Here is a 19254-nt window from a genome sequence, read left to right as displayed (position 1 = left end):
AAGTAGCTGCCGTTTGAACTCGCCATCCTCCCAACCAGCCAATTCCCTGTTTGAGTAGTAAAGCTGCCATAGCAGAAAATAAACCAATAAGACAGGCTTCCACTAAGGCATAACGGGTATCGGTAATACTGCTTGCCAACCATTTAGATTTTCGCCAGTTAGAAAGCAGATTATTCATTATTTTGGGCGGTAATTAGTTCCCACAAGACAAGCGATTTTTTTAAATCTTACAATAGTAAATATAACGGTTTTGAGTGCGCGTAGTTCCGAGGTTTCCACTCTTTCAGAGAAGGCTACTCTTCGAGAAGGCTTCGCCAACGCCAACGGAACGCTGACCGCGTAGTAATTTTACATCCGTAAAGTACAAATCCACTGGAGACTTGCCAAAACATTCACCAATGAACAATGAACAGCAAACAGTGAACAATAAGAGTTTAGCTGCGAGAGTGTTAATTGCTTATTGCTTATTGATAAGTAATGAAAGTCTTATTACAAATTCGTAACGCTATACTCGCTCGATTTGTTTCTACCCAACTACTCAACCAAGAGGTGCTATTTGTCAGACACAAAAACTCGGCACAATACCGAACTCGATAACACAATTTTTAGTCTCGAAGAAATTACCGCCGAAATTAACTATCGCAAAGCGCAAAAAAGTCTGCGAAATTTAATCGATAATATCGATCTCACTACTGAGGAGCGATCGGGATTGGATCGGGAAATAGAGCGTTTGAGCCAGATGTTAGATAAGCTCGAACATTCTGTGGTGCAAATTGCCGCTTTTGGCATGGTAGGCAGGGGTAAATCTTCGGTACTCAATGCGCTGGTAGGAGAAGATGTTTTTCCGACGGGAGCATTGCATGGGGTGACTCGCGATGTAGGTACTGCTAACTGGCAACTACAGCCAGAACCAATTGCCAATAGTACGGAAAATCTTCAGCGGCTGACTATACCAACTGCGGGAGGACAAATTCAGCTACTCGATACTCCTGGTATCGACGAAGTTAACGGCAAAACGCGAGAAGCCCTGGCTTGTAATTTGGCACGACAAGTAGATTTAATTCTATTTACCATTTCAGGAGATATTACTCAGGTAGAATATCGCGCCCTCTCTAAGTTAAGAGAAGCGGGCAAGCCAATGCTGCTGGTGTTTAATAAAATCGACCAGTACCCCGAAGCAGATCGGCTGGCTATCTACAACAAAATTAAAGAAGAACGAGTTAAAGAATTAATCTCTCCCGAAGAAATTGTCATGGTTGCCGCTTCTCCTGTAGAAGTAAAAGGAGTCAAAGACAAACATGGCAAGCTTAAAGTAACACGCGATCGAGGGCTACCACAGGTAGAGCAATTAAAGTTAAAAATTTTAGAACTGTTGCAGCAAGAGGGTAAATCTTTGGTGGCTCTCAATAGTATGCTGTTTGCCGATGAGGTTAACGAACGCTTGTTGCAGCGCAAACTAGAACTGCGCGATCGCGCCGCTAACGATTTGATTAACAAGGGCATGATGCTCAAAGCAATGGCGGTAGCATTAAATCCCGTAACGGCGATCGATTTATTTGCAGGTGCCATTATGGATGTCGCACTAATTTTGGCTCTCTCTCGCCTCTATGGGATCGAAATGACTCAAGCAGGAGCGGTCAAATTGTTAAAAAACATCGCCCTGAGTATGGGAGGAATTAGCCTGAGTGAACTATTAACTACCTTTGGTTTGAGTTCTTTAAAAGGTATTTTGGGTGTTTCAGTTCCCCTTACGGGAGGAATTGCTCTAGCTCCCTATCTTTCTGTAGCGATCGCCCAAGGAGGAGTTGCAGGAGTATCTTCTTATGCGATCGGTCAAATTACCAAAACTTATTTAGCCAACGGTGCATCTTGGGGAGAACAAAGTCCGAAAACCGTAGTTAAAACTATTCTCGACTCTTTAGACGAGCGATCGATCCTCAATCGGATTAAATCGGAACTACAAGATAAGTTAACCCTGTCGCAGAATAAAAAGTCCGTAGGATGGGTAAATAACAACACCAGCCAGTAAACATTTTACCGAATCGTTCTTTGCCCACCACATCAACCAATAAGCTAGAGTGTGGGCATTGGGATAATTTTTCGTCAAGTTCTAAATATTCGGTATTGCCTACTCTACCAGTTAATAATTAATTGACTACTTTTATTGTTTCAAAAAATATTAATATCTTCAACAATTAATTTAGTCATCATTTGGCGATCGACTTTATCTAAAACTGTCAAACGACTTGCTTGTTTTTCGACGATTTTTTCAAACAGATTTCTGACCAATCTCCCATTTCCAAAGCTCTTATCTCTTTCGCTATACAATTTTGTAAATTTTTCTATTAATATTTGTTTTGTTGATTCTTCCAGTTCATAATTGTAAGAATCACAAACTTTCTCAAAAATAGCTAATAATTCACTAGGTTGATAGTCTTCAAAATAAAAATATCGACTAAATCTAGATTGCAAACCTGGATTAGACCGAATAAATCTAGTCATTTCGTCACTATAGCCAGCCACAATTACCACCAAGCGATCGCGGTAATCTTCCATTCTCTTTAGTAAAGTATCGATCGCTTCTTGTCCAAAATCTTTATCAGAGTTTGCTGGTTTTAAAGTATAGGCTTCATCGATAAACAGTACTCCATCTAAAGCTGACTCCACTAATTTATCTACTATAATTGCCGTCTGTCCGATATATCCCGAAACAATACCAGAACGATCTGTTTCGATAAGATGTCCTTTTTTTAGTATTCCTAGTTCTTTATATATTTTCCCAATCAAACGAGCAACGGTAGTTTTACCAGTGCCAGGAGAACCACAAAATACGGAATGCAAAGTAACGGGAACTGTTTTCAAACCGTGTTCTTGGCGTTGTCGTTGAATATCGAGAAAACTAATTAAATTGTTTATTGTTGATTTTAGTTCGCTCAGTCCGATTAAGCTATTTAATTCTTGCAGAATATCGTCAATATTATCTTTTGTTTGTTTATTAAAAGACTTATTTTTTTCATTTTGCTTATTTATTTGCAATTGTAAAAATTCGAGTTCTTTATTAATGCGATCGCTATATAGATCTAATGCACCCCAACTATACATAACCTTTATTTCAGTTTCTCAGACAATTTTTATATAGATTTAGCATTCCCGCCAGCGAACAAAAACTAACAGCGTAGCGTTAAAGATGATGCGTTATCTGCTAGTAAAATATACTCAAAGCACTTGAAAATGGACTGTGAGACAATCGCTACCCGTTAATAATTAATTGACCCAATATAGCCCCAATCTCAAAACAACCACTCTAAATTAATCCCAAAGCGAGTGTCTTCATCTTCTGGGGAATTTTGCAGTTCTAGTTCGCTCGATAAACGTAATTTAGAAGTTACTGCGTAACCAGCAGAAACAGAAGTTATACCTACCTCCTCATTACCACCAGGAGAAATAAAGCTTTGAGAAATAGAAATGTCTCCCGCACCAGTGCGCGATAATGCCAGCATCATCCTAACACCTAGATTCACGCCATCGGTATTAAAGTCGTTACTCTGTACGTAACGATAGCCAACTAAGGGGGCGAGATTGATATAACTACCAAGGGGAAATAAAAAATAGTGTAAGTCCGTACCTAATGCGGTGCGATCGCCATTAAAAGCGGCCTGGTAATCTGCACTAACAGTAAAACCAGTGCGATCGATGAATACATCTTCGATCCCGATGTCGATACCCACAGCATTGTCGGTAGAAGGAAAAGTAACTAAGCCCAAGCGCAGGCGAGTACGAAAGCTAGGATCGTTACGAATATCTTCTAGAACATTCGGTTCTTCCCTAAGCCATTTTTGCAAGACGGGACTTTCTCTAATAATTTTTGGTGGAATATCGAGCTTTGGAGCAACCGTTTCAGGATCTACTTGTGGTAATGCGATCGCTTTACTAACAACAATACCAACTAATCCAATTTGCCAAGCACAACCAGCTAAAAACAGCTTGAGCCACTGTGTCAATTTCAAGATTTATCCTACATTTCATCGCAGTATATCTTATCTTTAAACAGCATTAGTGCGATCGATTTATAACTCATAACTTATGTATCTTACTGCTGGACTTCGATCGCCAAAACCGATAGCATTAGCTACGAGAATTTTAGGCAAACTAAGGAGCTAGTTTGGAGAAACTGTTACAACTATCCAGAATCATCGATGCCGTCAATGAATGGATCGGTCGTATTGCTTATTGGCTAGTGTTATTAATGGTTCTTTTTGGTGTCTGGAACGTTATCGGACGCTACTTAGGTCGTTTCTTGGGAACTAACCTGACTTCTAATGCTCTAATTGAAACTCAGTGGTATTTGTTCTCAATAATCTTTTTATTAGGAGCGGCGTATGCTCTGAAATATAACGAACATGTCAGAGTAGATATTTTTTATAAAGGTTGGAGTCGTCGCCGTCAAGCTCTAGCCAATTTTTTAGGCAGTATTTTGTTACTGATTCCTTTCTCCTGCCTAATAATCTATTATTCTTGGGGCAGTATTATCAATTCTTGGAATATACAAGAAATGTCTCCCGATCCTGGTGGTTTACCCCGCTATCCGATTAAATCAGCGATTATTGTCGGTTTTTTGTTGCTAATTCTACAGGGAATTTCCGAAGCAATTAAAAATTGGGCAATTTGGCGCGACAACTCCAAAGAGGTAGAAAGCTAATGATCTATGACTGGCTGGGAATAGCTATGTTTATCGGGGCATTAATTTTATTGTCCTGTGGCTATCCCGTCGCTTTTTCATTGGGTGGAGTAGCAATTTTATTTGCTCTTATTGGCACGGCATTGGGTCAATTTAGCTTCAGTTTTTTTAATGCCATGCCCAGCCGTATTTTTGGCATTATGTCCAATTACACCCTATTAGCTATTCCCTACTTTATTTTTCTGGGATCGATGCTAGAAAAGACGGGCATCGCCGAGAAACTGCTCGAAACTATGGGCATTCTCTTTGGTAGGTTGCGTGGTGGTTTGGCTTTGGCTGTAGTTATAGTTGGGGCATTGTTGGCTGCTTCTACTGGGGTAGTGGCAGCTACTGTAGTGGCAATGGGTTTGATTTCTCTACCAATTATGCTGCGCTATGGCTATAACAAACAATTAGCTACAGGTGTAATTGTCGCTTCTGGCACTTTGGGTCAAATTATTCCCCCAAGCGTGGTTTTGGTGGTTTTGGGAGATCAGTTAGGAATTCCTGTAGGAGATTTATTTATCGGTTCGCTAATTCCTGGGTTATTGATGGCGGTAGCGTTTGCTGTGCATGTGCTAATAGTAGCCTGGCTCAAACCCGATGCCGCACCTGCTCTACCTAGGGAAGTTAGAGAAATTGGCGGTAAAGCGTTGTTAATTAGAGTCTTTCAAGTGATGCTGCCACCCTTGCTGTTAATTCTGGTAGTTTTGGGCAGTATCTTTTTTGGTATTGCGACTCCTACCGAAGCTGGTGCGGTAGGTTCTTTGGGTGCCATAATTCTAGCAGCTTTTAATCGCCAACTTAACTGGTCGGCTTTAAAAGATGTCTGCGATGCCACGATGAGAATCACCACGATGGTAATGTTTATCTTGCTCGGTTCTACGGCTTTTAGCTTGGTATTTCGAGGTATCGGTGGCGACAGATTTGTTGAAGACTTGATGCTCGATTTACCTGGAGGAACGATTAGCTTTTTGCTGGTCAATATGCTGGTTATCTTTTTCCTGGGTTTCTTTATCGACTTTTTTGAAATTGCTTTTATCGTCATTCCCATTTTTGCACCCATAGCACAACAGCTAGGAATCGATTTAGTTTGGTATGGGGTAATTATTGGGGCTAACTTGCAAACATCTTTTCTCACGCCACCGTTTGGCTTTGCTCTCTTTTATCTGCGAGGTGTCGCCCCTCCAGAAGTTTCTACAGAAGATATTTATCGCGGTGCAATACCGTTTATTTTGTTGCAGCTATTGATATTAATTTTAATTATTGCTTTTCCACAACTAGTGAGCTTTTTACCTTCTTTAACTACTAGTTAATTGAGTTTAATAGTTATCTAAACACTTTTGAATATACTTGCGATCGCTTCATATATTGAATATGTCACTTTAATTTGTAAATTTTATTTGGCTCTATAGCAATTCTAAATAAAATTAGAGAATATCTATTGCCTGTCTTGGTGCGCTTTCCTTTGCGGATGGTACATCCACAGGGTCGCGCCGCTATTGCCTTTACCGAGAATGTAGTCTCTTCGATCGAGTAGGAATGCTATAGCATAGAGTTTACTATTTAAATAAAAAAACTAGTCTGTCAATAAAAGACAGTTGCTTTTACAAAAAATATAAACAATAGACGTTTTAAATAAAGATTTTGTAAAAAGCATTTTATTTGAAAGCCAGTTTATTTGAGGTAATTTATTTTAGTGTTGAAGCACAAATATTATTATTAACTGTTATTAAATAATTTATTATGACTGTTGGAAATTTTACCGAACTAATGGGTACGGGATCTGATAGTATTAGCGGCTCAGATTTAGAAATTGTTTATGCTTTGAATGGTAATGATGTTCTCAACTCTGCAACTACATTTTTAGGAAACGGTTTACCTAATGGCAAATCGACTACTATTTTAGTCGGTGGTACTGGAAGAAATAGCTATCAAATTCGTAATAATTCAACAGCAATTATTATTGAAAATGATAATAATTCTGATAACATTTTGTGGACTACTATAGGCGGGTCGGGRTTTGGACTAGAAAAAGAAACGACTTTTTTTGCAGAAATAGAAAATCGTCACCTTTACATTAGCGATACCGASTCAGATAAATATGCTATTTTAATCGATTGGCAAAAGCCAGCTAATCGCATAGAAACTTTTGATTTTGTAGAAGGATATCTCAGCTACGAAGAATTTGTAAGTCGCTTTCGACAGTCTAAAAATTATCGGGGTAACTTTACCTGGGATGAATTGGTGGCAACGGGAGAAATAGATTTAGCAAGGCTAGGTTTGTCGTCGTATATTATTGATGACGCGATCGCAACAGTTATTCGCAAATCTGCTGAATTGGAAGGCAGTGTATTTTTAGTCGGTACCGATGAAGGCGAGTTTCTTGAGGGCAGTAGAAACAATGATAGCCTTCAGGGAGGTTTGGGTAACGATAGCTTGTATGGTTTTGGTGGTAGAGATACTTTGGAAGGCGGTTTGGATGACGATTTATACTCTATCAATGTCAAACCCAGAGGCGGCAGTGAAATTCGCGATACGGGAGGACAATTAGACGATCTTTTGATTATTGCTTTTAATACTGAAAATCAAACTTTATCTGAAAATTATTATTACGACAATTATCTAGCTCTACGGGCTGACTATACATTATATGGCGATTCAGCGATCGCGCTATCTCTACCCCAACCAGGAATTGTCGGTTTAGAAAAATCCGATAACAATTTAATTGTCGATATAGATCGCGATGGTGTGGCTCGTTCAGAAAACGATTTAACTCTGTTTGATTTTTTTGACAACTCAGGAAACTCTGGGACGGGTGCAATAGAGAGAATCAACAACATCATCGATACCCAAGATATTATCGATTTTTTCAGCACTAATCCCCAACATCCTCAAGAAAACTTTGGCGACAACACTATTTATCGCTTTTATGACGGTAATTCGGGAGTTCATTTTTATACTGCCGATATAATCGAGCGCAATCATGTTAGAGCTTACCTATCAAACTACACTTATGAAGGAGCTTCTTATGCAAGTATCGAGCCTCTGACAGGGTTAGAGCCACTAGCAATAGTACATCGCTTTTTCAATCGCGATTCGGGAACGCATTTATACACTACCGATGAAAACGAACGTAACATCGTACAGCAAACCCTAAGTAACTTTAACTATGAAGGAGAAGCTTTTTACGCCTACAACATTCCAATAGAAGGAGCAACTCCTATTTATCGTTTTTATAATCCTTCTACTGGCGCACATTTTTACACACCTTCAACCATTGAAAGGGACTATGTAACCAACGAATTATCCAACTTTCAATCAGAGGGAATTGCATATTATGCCTTACCTGTAGATTCTTCTGCTGTGGTGTAGATAATTTGGATAGAAGCGATCGCAATGGCTTCTAATTAATTGAACTAAGAATTTGACTGAATTTTCTGGCGATCGCTTTGCATAATATACTCTTTCAAAGCTTCTAAAATATTATTTGTACTTGTCGTCCAACCCACAATTCCTCCTTGAGCGCGAACCATTTCTAAGGTGGCTTGTTTGAATTTAGGAAAATAACTGGCGGTGGCATCTTCTACCAGTAAACATTCATAACCGCGATCGTTGGCTTCGCGCATGGTTGTCTGCACGCAAACTTCAGTAGTAACTCCAGTAATAATTAGGTGAGTTATACTCTGTTTTTGCAGCAAAGTTTCTAAATCGGTATTATAAAAAGCTCCTTTACCTGGTTTGAAGATTACTGTTTCATTATCGCGGGGATGTAGTTCGGGAATAATCTCGTTGCCTGGTTCGCCTAAAATTAAGATTCGTCCCATTGTACCTTTGTCGCCTATTTTTAAATTACCTTTGCCACGTCGTAGTTTGGCTGGCGGACAATCCGATAAGTCGGAACGATGTCCTTCTATCGTATAAATAATCGGTAAGTTGCGAGCGCGAAATGTATCTAATAACTGCTTTAATGCTGGTACGATCGCCCGAAGTTGACTGACATCATTACCCAAAGCTTCTCCAAAACCACCCGATTCTAAAAAATCTCGCTGCATATCGATAATTACTAACGCCATGCGATCGCGACTTGGTAGTTCGTAGTCATAAGGTTGTGCGGAGATCGAAACCATAGCTTACTTATTACCTATTACTTATTACTTCACTAAACCAGGGGATTGATAACCTTTGCCTACTAATGTCCCGCCATGCGTTGACCGATAATATTCAAGTCGGCTTCGGCAGTTAGACTTTGATAGACTAATTCTCCCTCACTGATGACAACTAGGCGATCGCTGAGTTCCATCAGTTCGTCTAAATCTTCGCTAACTAGAAGCACTGCTACACCTCTGTTTCTCGCTTCAATAATCGAGCGATGAATAAAATCAACCGCGCCAAAATCCAAACCAAAACAGGGATTTGCGGCAATTAGTAACTCTATTTTATTAGAAGATAATTCTCTGGCTAACACTGCCCGTTGAATATTGCCTCCCGAAAGATTTTCTATTGGAGTTTCGGGAGCAGGTGTACGTACTGAGAAGGTTTCAATTAGTTTTTTAGCAGCATTGCGAATGGCACTTAAAATTAAAAACCCTTTTTGTGACTGAGGATGGCGATCGAAGGTTCGCAGTGCCATATTTTCGGCTACGCTCATGTTGGGAACACAAGCATTTCGTAGTGGTTCTTCTGGCAATGAAAAAACTCGATGGCGATCCATTTCCTGGCGAGTTGCACGATAGATTTCACCATTAACTAATATTTCTCCCGACGTAGGCGATCGCTGTCCCGATAAGACTTCTACTAGTTCTTTTTGCCCGTTACCAGATATACCTGCAATACCTACAATTTCACCGCTATTAACTGTCAGATTAACCTCTTTGACTGCTGGCAGTCCGTTATCTTTATCGGCACAAACATTTTTAATTTGCAAAACGGATTTACTAGCAGGTGTTTGACTCTTTTCTATTTTGTGGAGTTCGCGTTTTTCTCCCATCATCATTTCAGCTAAGTCGGAAATTTCTAAATCTCTAACCAAACCATTTCCAGCTAGCTTACCTTTACGCAAGACGGTAATTTCATCGCAAAAAGCCATTACTTCTCGAAACTTATGACTAATTAGCAAAATACTTAACTTACCAGCAGCTACTTCTTCTTGCAACAAACCTAATACCTCATCGGCTTCTTGGGGAGTTAGTACCGAAGTAGGTTCGTCTAAAATCAAAATGCGACTCTTTAGATAAATCTGTTTGAGAATTTCTAGTTTCTGTTTTTGTCCCGCTGCTAGTTGGGCGACGGGAATATCTAAAGGCACCTGAAACGGTGCAGTTGCCATGAACTCTGTCAAACGTTCTGTTTCTAGTTTCCAGTTAATCACGTTGGTTTTGTCGAAACGGGAAAGTACGAGGTTTTCCGCTACGGTCATGGCGGGAACGGAGGTAAAGTGTTGGTAAACCATACCGATCCCGTGTTTATGGGCATCGCGAGGACTAGCAATCTGCTGCGATCGCTCGTCGATAACTACTTTGCCCTCTGTAGGCTGATAAAAACCCATCACACACTTAACCAAAGTGCTTTTACCCGCACCGTTTTCTCCTAATAAAGCGTGAACGGTTCCTGGTTTGACCGTCAGCGAAACGCGATCGAGAGCTACTAAACTGCCAAACCGCTTAGACATATTAACTACTGATAGTTCTGGCGGTAGCTTGGCAGAAATTTGGTTACTTATGGTTATGGTATCCATTAACTTACCTCGATCGCTAACTGTAATCGGATAAACTTAGATTGACAAAGTCGGGCTAACAATTAAGTATTTAAAATTACTTTTTGAGGCGATCGATGTATTAAACTTAATTGTTTAAATCACATACTCTCGATCGCCTCAATTAAAGCTTGAGAATCTGCTACCGTTCCAAATACACCACCCTGCATTTTAACCATCTTCAACGCTGCTAAATAATTATCGTAATCCGTCGCCCCCGTACAATCAGACAGCAGCAAACATTCATAACCGCGATCGTTTGCGTCTCGCATGGTGGTATGAACGCAGACATCGGTAGTAATTCCCGTCAAAATAATATTTTGAACGCCTTTGCCTTTTAAAATTAAGTCTAAATCGGTGGCATAAAATGAACCTTTTCCTGGCTTATCGATAACGGTTTCTTCTGGCAGCGGTGCAAGTTCGGGAATAATTTCCCATCCAGGTTCGCCCCGTACTAAAATTTTGCCACAGGGTCCAGGATCGCCAATCCCCGCCCCAATTTGACGACTGCGCCAGCGTTTGTTTGCTGGTAAATCTGCTAGATCGGCTCGATGTCCCTCGCGAGTGTGCATAATGTGAAAATCTTTCTCTCGCATGATTTCTAAAACTTTAGCAATTGGCGCGATCGGCGCACGGGTTAGAGATAAGTCATAGCCCATCTTATCGACATAGCCCCCAATACCGCAGAAGTCTGTCTGCATATCGATAATTAGCAACACGGTATTGTCGGGTCGCAAGTCGCCATTATAGGGATAGGGATAGGGGTCTGCTGAAATAAACATAAGTAATATGAGTTTGACGAATTGAAACAGTTGAAATTTAGAAGATTACTATAGATGAAGTTACAATAAGTCCGAGTTTTTTTGACTTCTTCTCTAAAGATTATGCAGGTTAGCGATCTAAGCAGAAAAGTCTTGTCTTATTATATTTTTTATATGTAACAATCTTCTGCAATATTATTGAGGTATGATTAAATCATTCCGTCATGTGCTTGTGTTGAGCATAATGATGGGGATGGGCGTAAGCCTATCGATGCTCGCTTCGTTTTGGGTTTATCGCTGGGAAATTTCTCAACAACAAAACCGTTTTCAACAGCGAATTGACAACTTAGCGATCGCGCTCCAACGTAGTTTGAATCGCTATACAAACGTGCTTACTTTTTTAGGCGACTATTATGCAGTAACCCAAGATCGAGTGCAGCGTCAAGAGTTTGCTAATTTTGTGGCGCGTTCTCTCGCAACCTATCCAGGAATTAAAGCTTTGGAGTGGGCACCCGTAGTCCAAAACCACCAGCGGGTTACTTACGAACGAGCGATTCGAGCCGAAGGCTATCCAACTTTTCAAATTACTGAGTTAACAGATAACTATCGCTTAATTCCAGCAAAAAATCGCCCTTACTATATTCCCGTTACCTATATCGCTCCTTTTGTCGGCAACGAAGTAGCATTAGGGTTCGACCTCAACTCCAGTAACGCTAGAGTTGCCGCCATAGAACCCTCTAGAGAAACGGGTAAGGTGCAGGCTACAGGTCGGATTCGCCTGGTACAAGAACAGCGCGACCAATATGGATTTTTGATGGTCTTGCCTCTCTATCAAACCGCTGAAGTGCCGATAGAAATAGCAGCCCGACAAACTCAGTTTGAGGGGGTGTTGCTTGGTGTTTTTCGCATTTCGGATGTCGTAGAAGAATCGCTTCAAGGTTTGAGTTATGCGGTTAACTTTACCCTTTACGATCTAGATGCACCTTCAGATAAACAATTTTTGGGTCGCTACTATGCAGACAAACGAACGGTAATGGCGACCGAGAATAGATCTTTAAGACGGGTTCGGCAACCGCAATCCCTTTGTCCGAAACCAACACACTGTACCCGTACTCTAGAGATTGGGCAACGACAATGGCTAATTGATTTTTTACCCTGGGAAAACCGTCCTTTCAGGATCGGCTACCGCACTTTAATCGTCTTGTTAACGGGATTGTTTCTGACAGGCAGTTTAGTACTGTTTTTACATAACTTGCAACGAGAGTTGAGCCGCACTAAAGCTTTGAACGACCTAAAACAGAGGTTTTTTTCTATTGCCTCCCACGAACTACGCACCCCCCTAAGCACCATTCTTTTGTCGACAGAATCACTGCAAGCCAATCATCATCAGCTTTCTGAAGTCCAAAAGCAAACCAATATTCAGCGTATTCATCGGACTGCCAGACAAATGAGCCAACAAATTACCGATCTACTTACCCTGGCACGGGCAGAGGCAGGAAAGTTAGAGTTTCATCCAGAATTGTTGGATGTCGCTATTTTTTGTCAAACGGTAATTGATGAGGTGCAAGGAGGAATTAGCCAATCGATTGTTTTCACAAGTTCCAACTCGGCTCCTAAAGCGTTTTGGGATAAGAAATTAGTGCGATCGCTCCTGAGCAACTTATTGAGCAATGCTGCCAAATATTCCCCAAAAGATACCACAATTGAGGTTATGCTAAGTAGCAATGTTTATACGGCAACATTCGAGATTCGCGATCGCGGTAAGGGCATTCCCGTCTCAGAGCTAGCCCATGTTAGAGAGGCTTTTCAACGAGGTAGTAATGTAGGAAACATTGCGGGTACGGGATTGGGGTTAACGATTGTCAAAGTCTGTGTGGATCTGCATCGAGGAGAATGGCACATCAAGAGCATAGAGGGTCGAGGTACTACAGTTATCGTAAGTTTGCCCCTAGAGTAATCGCCATCTTACGGACTACAAACTCTCTACTCTCGACTGCCAGGCACGACTATATTGAGAATGAGGGCTGCTATGCCTCCAGTAGCAATGCCAGAAGAGAAAACGCTGTTAATTAAATAGGGCGTATTTTCTAAAATTTCTGGTACGAACGAAACTCCCATACCGAGTCCTAGAGAAACAATTAAGATTAGCGTATTGCGCTGACTCAGATTTACACCATGTAGAATCTTGATACCAGATGCTACTACCGAGCTAAACATCAGCAAGGTTGCGCCTCCTAAAACGGGTTGAGGCATAGCTTGAAACAATCCCCCAACGATCGGAAATACTCCTAGCAACACCAAAATTCCCGCAATAAAATATCCCACATAGCGACTTCCCACACCCGTCAATTGAATCACCCCGTTATTTTGACTGAAAGTCGTGTTGGGAAAGGTGTTAAAACAAGCTGCAATTAAAGAATTTACTCCATCTCCTAAAATTCCACCCTTAACTCTCCTTAAATAAATTTCTCCCTCGATGGGTTCTCCCACTAACATTGAAGTTGCAGTCAAATCGCCAATGGATTCAATAGTCGTAATTACATATAAAAAAGCTAAAGGAATAAATCCAGCAAAGCCAAAGTCAAATCCGTATCGAAATGGAATTGGCACGGTGACAAAAGAAAGCTGACCTATTCCTTCAAAGTTCAACATACCTAGGGGCAATGCTACGAGATAGCCTACTACTAAGCCAATTAAAATTGCTGACATACGGAGCAAGTTACTGCCAGTACAGTTGAGAACGACAATCACGGTTAAGACCAGTAGGGAGACACCAAGGTTTTCTAGGCTGGCAAAAGTACCCGCTTCCTGTGAACCAGGACCACCTGCCATTGCTGTAACTGCAACCCGAATTAAAACCAACCCAATCAACACAACAACAATACCGCTCACTAGGGGAGTCATGACTTTTTTTAGGGGTTTAATAAACTGGCTGAGAATAATTTCAATAAACGAACCCAACAGACAGATAGTCAGTAAGTAAGCAAGAGTTTGTGTTGGCGAACGCCCCGACTCAATTGCTGCGGTGCCAACCGTTACAATTGTCCCCACAAAGGCAAAACTAGTTCCTTGAATACTTAACAGTCCCGACCCAATTGGACCGATACGATGAATTTGAATAAATGTGGCAATACCAGAGATAAACAGGGACATGCTAATTAAAAAGCTAATATCATTAGCTTCTAATCCGATACTGTTTCCGACTACAAGGGCAGGGGCGATAATATTGACAAAGGCTGCCAGCACGTGTTGTAGAGCAGCAGCAAGGGTTTCCTGTAGGGCAGGTCTAGCCTCCAATCCATAAATCATATCTGTGGGTTGAGATCCTGTCAGTGGAGATTCAGGTACGCCAGCAGTTTCAGCAGAGGTAGTTAATGGCAATGGATTTCGATCGCTCATTGGAGTTTAACTCATTTTAATTAACATTAAGATAGTGACCGCATTCGCTCTTAACTACACTCATTACAAGGCAGCGATCGGCAAATACGCTTCTTAGTTCAAAATTAAGTTTGCGCTAAAATTGCATCAAAAGTTACAATTAGTTTTGAATTTTTGTGCGCTAAAAATATAATTTATTTTTGAACTTTAAAATCTAAGTTACACAAGAGAAGTGTTAATTTTAGAGATGAAATTGTAGAGAAATCGTGCAAAATGTCATCTTTTCTTAATTTTAAAACGAGTTTTGCTAGCGTTTAATCTAAAGCTTTCAAACGATATCCCACTCCATGAACCGTTTCGATTAAATCTCTGGGTGCGCCAACTGCTTTGAGTTTAGCTCGAAGGTTTTTAATATAGCTTTTAATGGTCTTTTGTTCGGGTGCTTCTCGAACGTGCCAAACCTGTTCGATGATAGCGTTGCAGCTTAACACTCGTCTACCCGAGCTTAACAAGGCTTCTATCATGACGAATTCTTTGGGAGTTAGATGAATGGGTAAGCGCTCATAACTGACTTCATAAGTAATAGGATTTAGTTGTAATTTACCCCAAGTTAGTACGGGCATGGGTTTAGCCTGACCTCTCCGCAGTAAGGCTCGAATTTGTGCTAAGAGTTCTTGAAGATTAAACGGCTTAACCATGTAAGCATCGGCACCAGAATCAAGACCCGCAATTTTATCCAAGCTGGTATCGCGAGCGGTAAGCATCAATACGGGGATGAAATAGTTGCAAGCGCGCAGTCTTTGACAAAAACGAATACCATCTAACTTCGGCAGAGTTACATCTAATAGCACCAGGTCGTAGGAAAATAGGCTAATACGCTCCCATGCTGATTCTCCATCCCAGACCCAATCGACTGAATAATGCTGTGCTATTAGTGCTTCAGTCAGAGATTCTGACAAGTATGTATCGTCTTCTACCAGCAAAATTTGCATTACTTCAATCGTGACTTACTTTACTGATGTTAGGCACAAGCTCTATTTGTGATTAGCCTTTCGACTTCTCTCAGGGCTAACGTTGAGCATAGTCGAAACGTTAGCGGGTAGTGGTTAATGGTTACTGGTTAGCAGATATTCAACCAATAACAACTAACAACTAACAAACAACAATTTTCGATACGTACTGCGTAAGGTCAGTTACTTTAGCTTAAAGCTTACTTTGAGAAGTCAATATAATTGCGCCAACCGCCATACTGGGTAATGTCTTTACTGTTTTCGCAACAAATTGACTCACCAACTACGCCGAGAACTTCAGCACCGTCAGCGAGTCGTACTTTCCCAATACATAAGCCAGGGGGTTCTTGTAGCAGAATTGTTGCCAAGCCTGCGGGGGGAACCGCCCAAACCTCAACGGCGATCGCCCTACCGCCAGTCTCTACCCGCATCATCGCAGGATGGATATCGTTAATGGAAAACAGACGATAAATTGGTTTTGTTTTTGCTTCTTTGACGAAGGTGGCATTGACATCAAGAAGATTTTTATTATCTTTAAAACCTCGCATCAAGCCCCCATTTACCGCTAAATTTAGAGTTTTATCCATAACAATTAGGTAAACAAAAATATTTTTAGATCGACCAATTACATTTGGAGTTGTCTTACCTGCTCTGCCTCCTCTGCTTCACTTCGTTCAAACTAGAGTTTTTAAATAGTTTCGCCAACCGCCGTATTGAGTAATTTCTTTACCGCGATCGCAGCAAATCGACTCGCCGACAACGCCGAGAACCTCAGCACCGTCAGCGAGTCKTACTTTMCCAATACAYAAGCCAGGGGGTTCTTGTAGCAGAATTKTTGCCAARCCTGCGGGRGGAACAGCCCAAACCTCAACGGCGATCGCCTCTCCCCCAGTTGTTACCCGCATCATCGCTGGATGGATATCATCGAGCGAAAATAACCGATAGGTTGGTTCGGTAGTTGCTTCACGGACAAAAGTTGCTCCTACTGCTAAAAGATTGTTATTGAGTTCCAATCCCCGCATCAAAGTTCCATTGACAGCTAGAGCGATAGTTTCGCTCATGACTCTACTGGCGTAGAAATAGGTGACTGTTGGTATTCTCTAGTCGGTGCGGCAAAACCACAGGATGTACCATCTTTATGAACTACCTCATCTTCCCAGGGTAGGCGATAATTGCCATCAACCATATCTTGCATATAGGTGTAGGGACAATCTTGGGCACCGCCTTTGACCGCCACATAACCTCGATGTCCGAACTGATAGATATTGTTTTCTACCGCCCAGTGGAGGCGTGCTTCTCGTACTAAATCGGGTCGAACTTCGGCGGTGATAATTTCATTGGGACGATTGCTGCCCGTAACCAAAGGTACGCCATCGAAGTTAACAATAGAACCCTCTCCCATCGAGTCAAAAGTGCCATCCGTACCGCACATACAAACCGAAGCGGTATACATCAAATTGCAAAAAGCATTGGCTTGGTTGGTAATGCGCCAGGAATGCCGAATGGGAGCGGTATAACCTGCGGTACGCAGCATAATTTCTGCCCCCTTGTAGGCACATTCTCGCGCCATTTCGGGAAACATGCCATCGTGACAGATAATGAGGGCTATGGTGCTGCCGTTTGGTCCTTCACAGACGGGAATGCCTAAATTTCCAGGTTCCCAAGGTTCTACTGGCACCCAGGGATGCAGCTTGCGATAGTAAAGCTTTAATTCGCCGCGATCGTCGATAATAATGCCACTGTTGTAAGGATTACCATGAGGATTGTATTCCATAATCGAAAAGCAGCCCCAGATTTTATGCTCCCGACAAGCCGCACTAAAAGCCGCTACTTCTTTACCATCCAAGCGACACATAATTTCGGAATTGGTATCCATCGATAAGCCATGTAAGGCATATTCAGGAAACACTACTAAATCCATAGTTGGCATATTGCGTCTGGCTTTACCCACTAAATCACAAATTCTCTGAGTCTGCGCCGCCAAATCGTCGGGCGTTACCACGTTGGGTAGCTGAAGCTGTACCATACCGAGGACGACTCCAGCAGGAGATTTATTTAAGCCACCAAGTCCATTCATAGTTAGTCATAGGTTATTAGTTTTTGCTTCCCCCCTGCTGCTTTTTTTGCTCTTTCTGTTCCTATTACAGAGATTAAATTTAGATCGATATCTCGAATGGAAACAAGCGATCGGTCAAAGAGCCTTAAATCTCAGTTTACCGCAAGATTATTGATTGATTTAGTTAACGAGCGGCTATTTAATGAAACAATTTGCTGCGATCGCGCTTTCGTAGCTAAGTAAAAGGCGATCGCCATTCACCGTAGACTTAAAATTAAAATTGAGAAAAGCAAGTATATTTTTGAACAAAACAATAACAGAAAATGTCTCAGATAATTAAAGCAATTAAGCGAATAGGAATTGTTGCACAAAAACGAAATAGGAAAAATTTACCAGCAACGTTAGTCAGTTATTTTCCTCCTTATGAATCCGTTCGTGATGCCACGCCTGAAAATCTTACACCCAAACAATTAAAACTAGTTAACCAATATTGAGGTAACTATCAACCTCGATTAAATCTCGAACAAATTGAAGAAATTATTAAACCTTACCGATTTCAGCTTCCGCAAGAATTTTATGATTTATATCTAATGGGTAATGGCTGTTTACCAATTGGAATACTTCAAGAAAACGAATTAAATTCAATTTATAATTATTGTTATTTTCCCGATTATCCTGCCAGATTTTCCACTTTACAAGAAGCGATCGCTTGTTACCAAAATCTTTTGATTGATGATAACCCTCATGTGTTACCATTTTGTTCTTCTTATAGAGAAGACATCGTTCTATCAATAGTTGGTAGCAAAGAACAACAAGAAACGTCTCCCGTATATGTAACTTATAGCGATTATTTGTGTGAAGAAGATCCATCCGGAATGAACGTGTTATTCCCTAGTCTCACGAATATGATGCTTGCTTACGCTGAGTTGTACGAATACAAAGGAAGATCGACAGAAACCTGGTTGAAAGACATTATTTCAAAGTATGGTGGAAATTATAAATGGTTTTATTGGTAGATTTAATAGGATACAGCAGTTTGCGTATTAATCCTATGATTATGATTAGTAAGACTACTTGTTAGCAAGAGCGATGATAGAAATTGTTTTTTTGGTAGAAGACGATCCAGATGGTGGCTATACAGCAAGAGCTTTAGGTGAGTTTATATTTACTCAAGCAGACGATCTAGAAGATCTTAAAGAAATGATTCGTGATGCAGTTAATTGTCATTTTACAGAAGAACAAAAACCCAAAGTTATTCGATTACACATCGTACGCGACGAGGTTATTGCTTCGTGAAGTTACCGCGAGACATATCGGGAAAAGATTTAATTAAGGCTCTTTCTCGTTTGGACTATGAGGCAACTCGCCAAACAGGTAGTCATATTAGACTGACAAGTCAACGTAACGGAGAACATAACATTACAATACCCGCACACGACCCAATTAAGGTAGGAACTCTAAACGTTATTCTCAGAGTAGTTGGCGAACACGTTAATATGAGCCGTAATGAACTAATCAAATTTTTGTTTGACTGAATTATTTATGATTTTTAATTGGTTCATTTTAATGGGCAACAA

Annotated in this window: 18 protein-coding genes; 8 read left to right on the top strand and 10 right to left on the bottom strand. The window is 40.9% G+C overall.

All coding sequences use genetic code 11. The annotated features are described in order from the left end of the window. Window positions 1-556: 556 nt before the first annotated feature. Entirely contained in the window at window positions 557-2029 is a 1473-nt protein-coding gene (locus tag KV40_RS05770; RefSeq protein ID WP_052055395.1) for a GTP-binding protein, read from the top strand. A 140-nt stretch (window positions 2030-2169) separates the two neighbouring features. On the opposite strand, the gene KV40_RS05765 is transcribed toward KV40_RS05770, so the two are convergent. Further along, the gene (locus tag KV40_RS05765) at window positions 2170-3102 is read right to left on the bottom strand and encodes an AAA family ATPase (RefSeq protein ID WP_036478748.1); all 933 of its coding nucleotides are present in this window, start codon (window positions 3100-3102) and stop codon (window positions 2170-2172) included. A 188-nt stretch (window positions 3103-3290) separates the two neighbouring features. Beyond that, complete coding sequence (locus KV40_RS05760; protein ID WP_371260769.1) at window positions 3291-3923, bottom strand: hypothetical protein; 633 nt, start codon at window positions 3921-3923, stop codon at window positions 3291-3293. Window positions 3924-4162: 239 nt separating this feature from the next. Between KV40_RS05760 and KV40_RS05755 the strand changes: the two genes are divergently transcribed. The 3 genes from KV40_RS05755 (at window position 4163) to KV40_RS05745 (ending at window position 8092) form a co-directional block, all read left to right on the top strand. Next, a complete protein-coding gene (locus KV40_RS05755; protein ID WP_036478746.1) occupies window positions 4163-4699 on the top strand; it encodes a TRAP transporter small permease subunit in 537 nt (178 codons plus the stop codon). After that, window positions 4699-6033, top strand: a complete 1335-nt coding sequence (locus tag KV40_RS05750) for a TRAP transporter large permease subunit (RefSeq protein ID WP_036478744.1) — start codon at window positions 4699-4701, stop codon at window positions 6031-6033. The genes KV40_RS05755 and KV40_RS05750 overlap by 1 nt, the downstream gene beginning before the upstream one ends. A 430-nt stretch (window positions 6034-6463) precedes the next feature. Continuing rightward, complete coding sequence (locus tag KV40_RS05745) at window positions 6464-8092, top strand: hypothetical protein (RefSeq protein ID WP_036478739.1); 1629 nt, start codon at window positions 6464-6466, stop codon at window positions 8090-8092. A gap of 44 nt (window positions 8093-8136) precedes the next feature. Here the strand turns inward: KV40_RS05745 and KV40_RS05740 are convergent, their stop codons facing one another. The 3 genes from KV40_RS05740 to KV40_RS05730 all read right to left on the bottom strand — a co-directional run bounded on the left by KV40_RS05740 (window position 8137) and on the right by KV40_RS05730 (window position 11254). After that, window positions 8137-8847, bottom strand: a complete 711-nt coding sequence (locus KV40_RS05740) for a cysteine hydrolase family protein (protein WP_052055394.1) — start codon at window positions 8845-8847, stop codon at window positions 8137-8139. Between the two features lie 62 nt (window positions 8848-8909). Next, window positions 8910-10454 carry an ABC transporter ATP-binding protein gene (locus KV40_RS05735; protein WP_036478736.1) on the bottom strand — a complete coding sequence of 515 codons (1545 nt, stop codon included), beginning with the start codon at window positions 10452-10454 and terminating at the stop codon, window positions 8910-8912. Between the two features lie 119 nt (window positions 10455-10573). Continuing rightward, window positions 10574-11254: a cysteine hydrolase family protein gene (locus KV40_RS05730; RefSeq protein ID WP_036478733.1), complete on the bottom strand. Its 681-nt coding sequence runs from the start codon at window positions 11252-11254 to the stop codon at window positions 10574-10576. A 184-nt stretch (window positions 11255-11438) separates the two neighbouring features. Between KV40_RS05730 and KV40_RS05725 the strand changes: the two genes are divergently transcribed. Further along, the gene (locus KV40_RS05725; RefSeq protein WP_036478732.1) at window positions 11439-13190 is read left to right on the top strand and encodes a CHASE domain-containing protein; all 1752 of its coding nucleotides are present in this window, start codon (window positions 11439-11441) and stop codon (window positions 13188-13190) included. Between the two features lie 26 nt (window positions 13191-13216). Here the strand turns inward: KV40_RS05725 and KV40_RS05720 are convergent, their stop codons facing one another. The 5 genes from KV40_RS05720 to KV40_RS05700 all read right to left on the bottom strand — a co-directional run bounded on the left by KV40_RS05720 (window position 13217) and on the right by KV40_RS05700 (window position 17698). After that, window positions 13217-14632, bottom strand: a complete 1416-nt coding sequence (locus tag KV40_RS05720) for a uracil-xanthine permease family protein (protein ID WP_052055393.1) — start codon at window positions 14630-14632, stop codon at window positions 13217-13219. Between the two features lie 293 nt (window positions 14633-14925). Further along, on the bottom strand, window positions 14926-15603 hold the full coding sequence (locus tag KV40_RS05715; RefSeq protein ID WP_036478729.1) for a response regulator transcription factor: 678 nt from the start codon (window positions 15601-15603) through the stop codon (window positions 14926-14928). A gap of 218 nt (window positions 15604-15821) precedes the next feature. After that, window positions 15822-16208 (bottom strand): glutamyl-tRNA amidotransferase, encoded by a 387-nt coding sequence (locus tag KV40_RS05710; protein WP_036478726.1) that lies wholly within the window; start codon window positions 16206-16208, stop codon window positions 15822-15824. A gap of 87 nt (window positions 16209-16295) precedes the next feature. Continuing rightward, window positions 16296-16682: a gamma-glutamylcyclotransferase gene (locus KV40_RS05705; protein ID WP_036478724.1), complete on the bottom strand. Its 387-nt coding sequence runs from the start codon at window positions 16680-16682 to the stop codon at window positions 16296-16298. After that, window positions 16679-17698 (bottom strand): formamidase, encoded by a 1020-nt coding sequence (locus tag KV40_RS05700; RefSeq protein WP_036478722.1) that lies wholly within the window; start codon window positions 17696-17698, stop codon window positions 16679-16681. The genes KV40_RS05705 and KV40_RS05700 overlap by 4 nt, the downstream gene beginning before the upstream one ends. 506 nt (window positions 17699-18204) lie before the next feature. Here KV40_RS05700 and KV40_RS05695 point away from each other — a divergent pair. The 3 genes from KV40_RS05695 (at window position 18205) to KV40_RS05685 (ending at window position 19212) form a co-directional block, all read left to right on the top strand. Continuing rightward, window positions 18205-18693: a hypothetical protein gene (locus KV40_RS05695; protein ID WP_371260768.1), complete on the top strand. Its 489-nt coding sequence runs from the start codon at window positions 18205-18207 to the stop codon at window positions 18691-18693. Between the two features lie 73 nt (window positions 18694-18766). Beyond that, window positions 18767-18973, top strand: coding sequence for a hypothetical protein (locus tag KV40_RS05690; protein ID WP_036478719.1), 207 nt, complete (start codon window positions 18767-18769; stop codon window positions 18971-18973). Next, entirely contained in the window at window positions 18970-19212 is a 243-nt protein-coding gene (locus tag KV40_RS05685; RefSeq protein WP_036478715.1) for a type II toxin-antitoxin system HicA family toxin, read from the top strand. The genes KV40_RS05690 and KV40_RS05685 overlap by 4 nt, the downstream gene beginning before the upstream one ends. Window positions 19213-19254: the final 42 nt, after the last annotated feature.

This window comes from Myxosarcina sp. GI1, assembly GCF_000756305.1.
Taxonomy (GTDB): Bacteria; Cyanobacteriota; Cyanobacteriia; order Cyanobacteriales; family Xenococcaceae; genus Myxosarcina.
Note: the sequence above shows the minus strand (reverse complement) of the source record. Positions and strands in the feature narration are given on the sequence as shown.

Bases quoted from the DNA above. Each gene is read 5' to 3' on its own strand.
- KV40_RS05765 (WP_036478748.1), bottom strand. From the start codon at position 3,102: ATGTATAGTTGGGGTGCATTAGATCTATATAGCGATCGCATTAATAAA.
- KV40_RS05750 (WP_036478744.1), top strand. From the start codon at position 4,699: ATGATCTATGACTGGCTGGGAATAGCTATGTTTATCGGGGCATTAATT.
- KV40_RS05740 (WP_052055394.1), bottom strand. From the start codon at position 8,847: ATGGTTTCGATCTCCGCACAACCTTATGACTACGAACTACCAAGTCGC.
- KV40_RS05735 (WP_036478736.1), bottom strand. From the start codon at position 10,454: ATGGATACCATAACCATAAGTAACCAAATTTCTGCCAAGCTACCGCCA.
- KV40_RS05730 (WP_036478733.1), bottom strand. From the start codon at position 11,254: ATGTTTATTTCAGCAGACCCCTATCCCTATCCCTATAATGGCGACTTG.
- KV40_RS05725 (WP_036478732.1), top strand. From the start codon at position 11,439: ATGATTAAATCATTCCGTCATGTGCTTGTGTTGAGCATAATGATGGGG.
- KV40_RS05720 (WP_052055393.1), bottom strand. From the start codon at position 14,632: ATGAGCGATCGAAATCCATTGCCATTAACTACCTCTGCTGAAACTGCT.
- KV40_RS05715 (WP_036478729.1), bottom strand. From the start codon at position 15,603: ATGCAAATTTTGCTGGTAGAAGACGATACATACTTGTCAGAATCTCTG.
- KV40_RS05710 (WP_036478726.1), bottom strand. From the start codon at position 16,208: ATGGATAAAACTCTAAATTTAGCGGTAAATGGGGGCTTGATGCGAGGT.
- KV40_RS05700 (WP_036478722.1), bottom strand. From the start codon at position 17,698: ATGAATGGACTTGGTGGCTTAAATAAATCTCCTGCTGGAGTCGTCCTC.
- KV40_RS05690 (WP_036478719.1), top strand. From the start codon at position 18,767: ATGATAGAAATTGTTTTTTTGGTAGAAGACGATCCAGATGGTGGCTAT.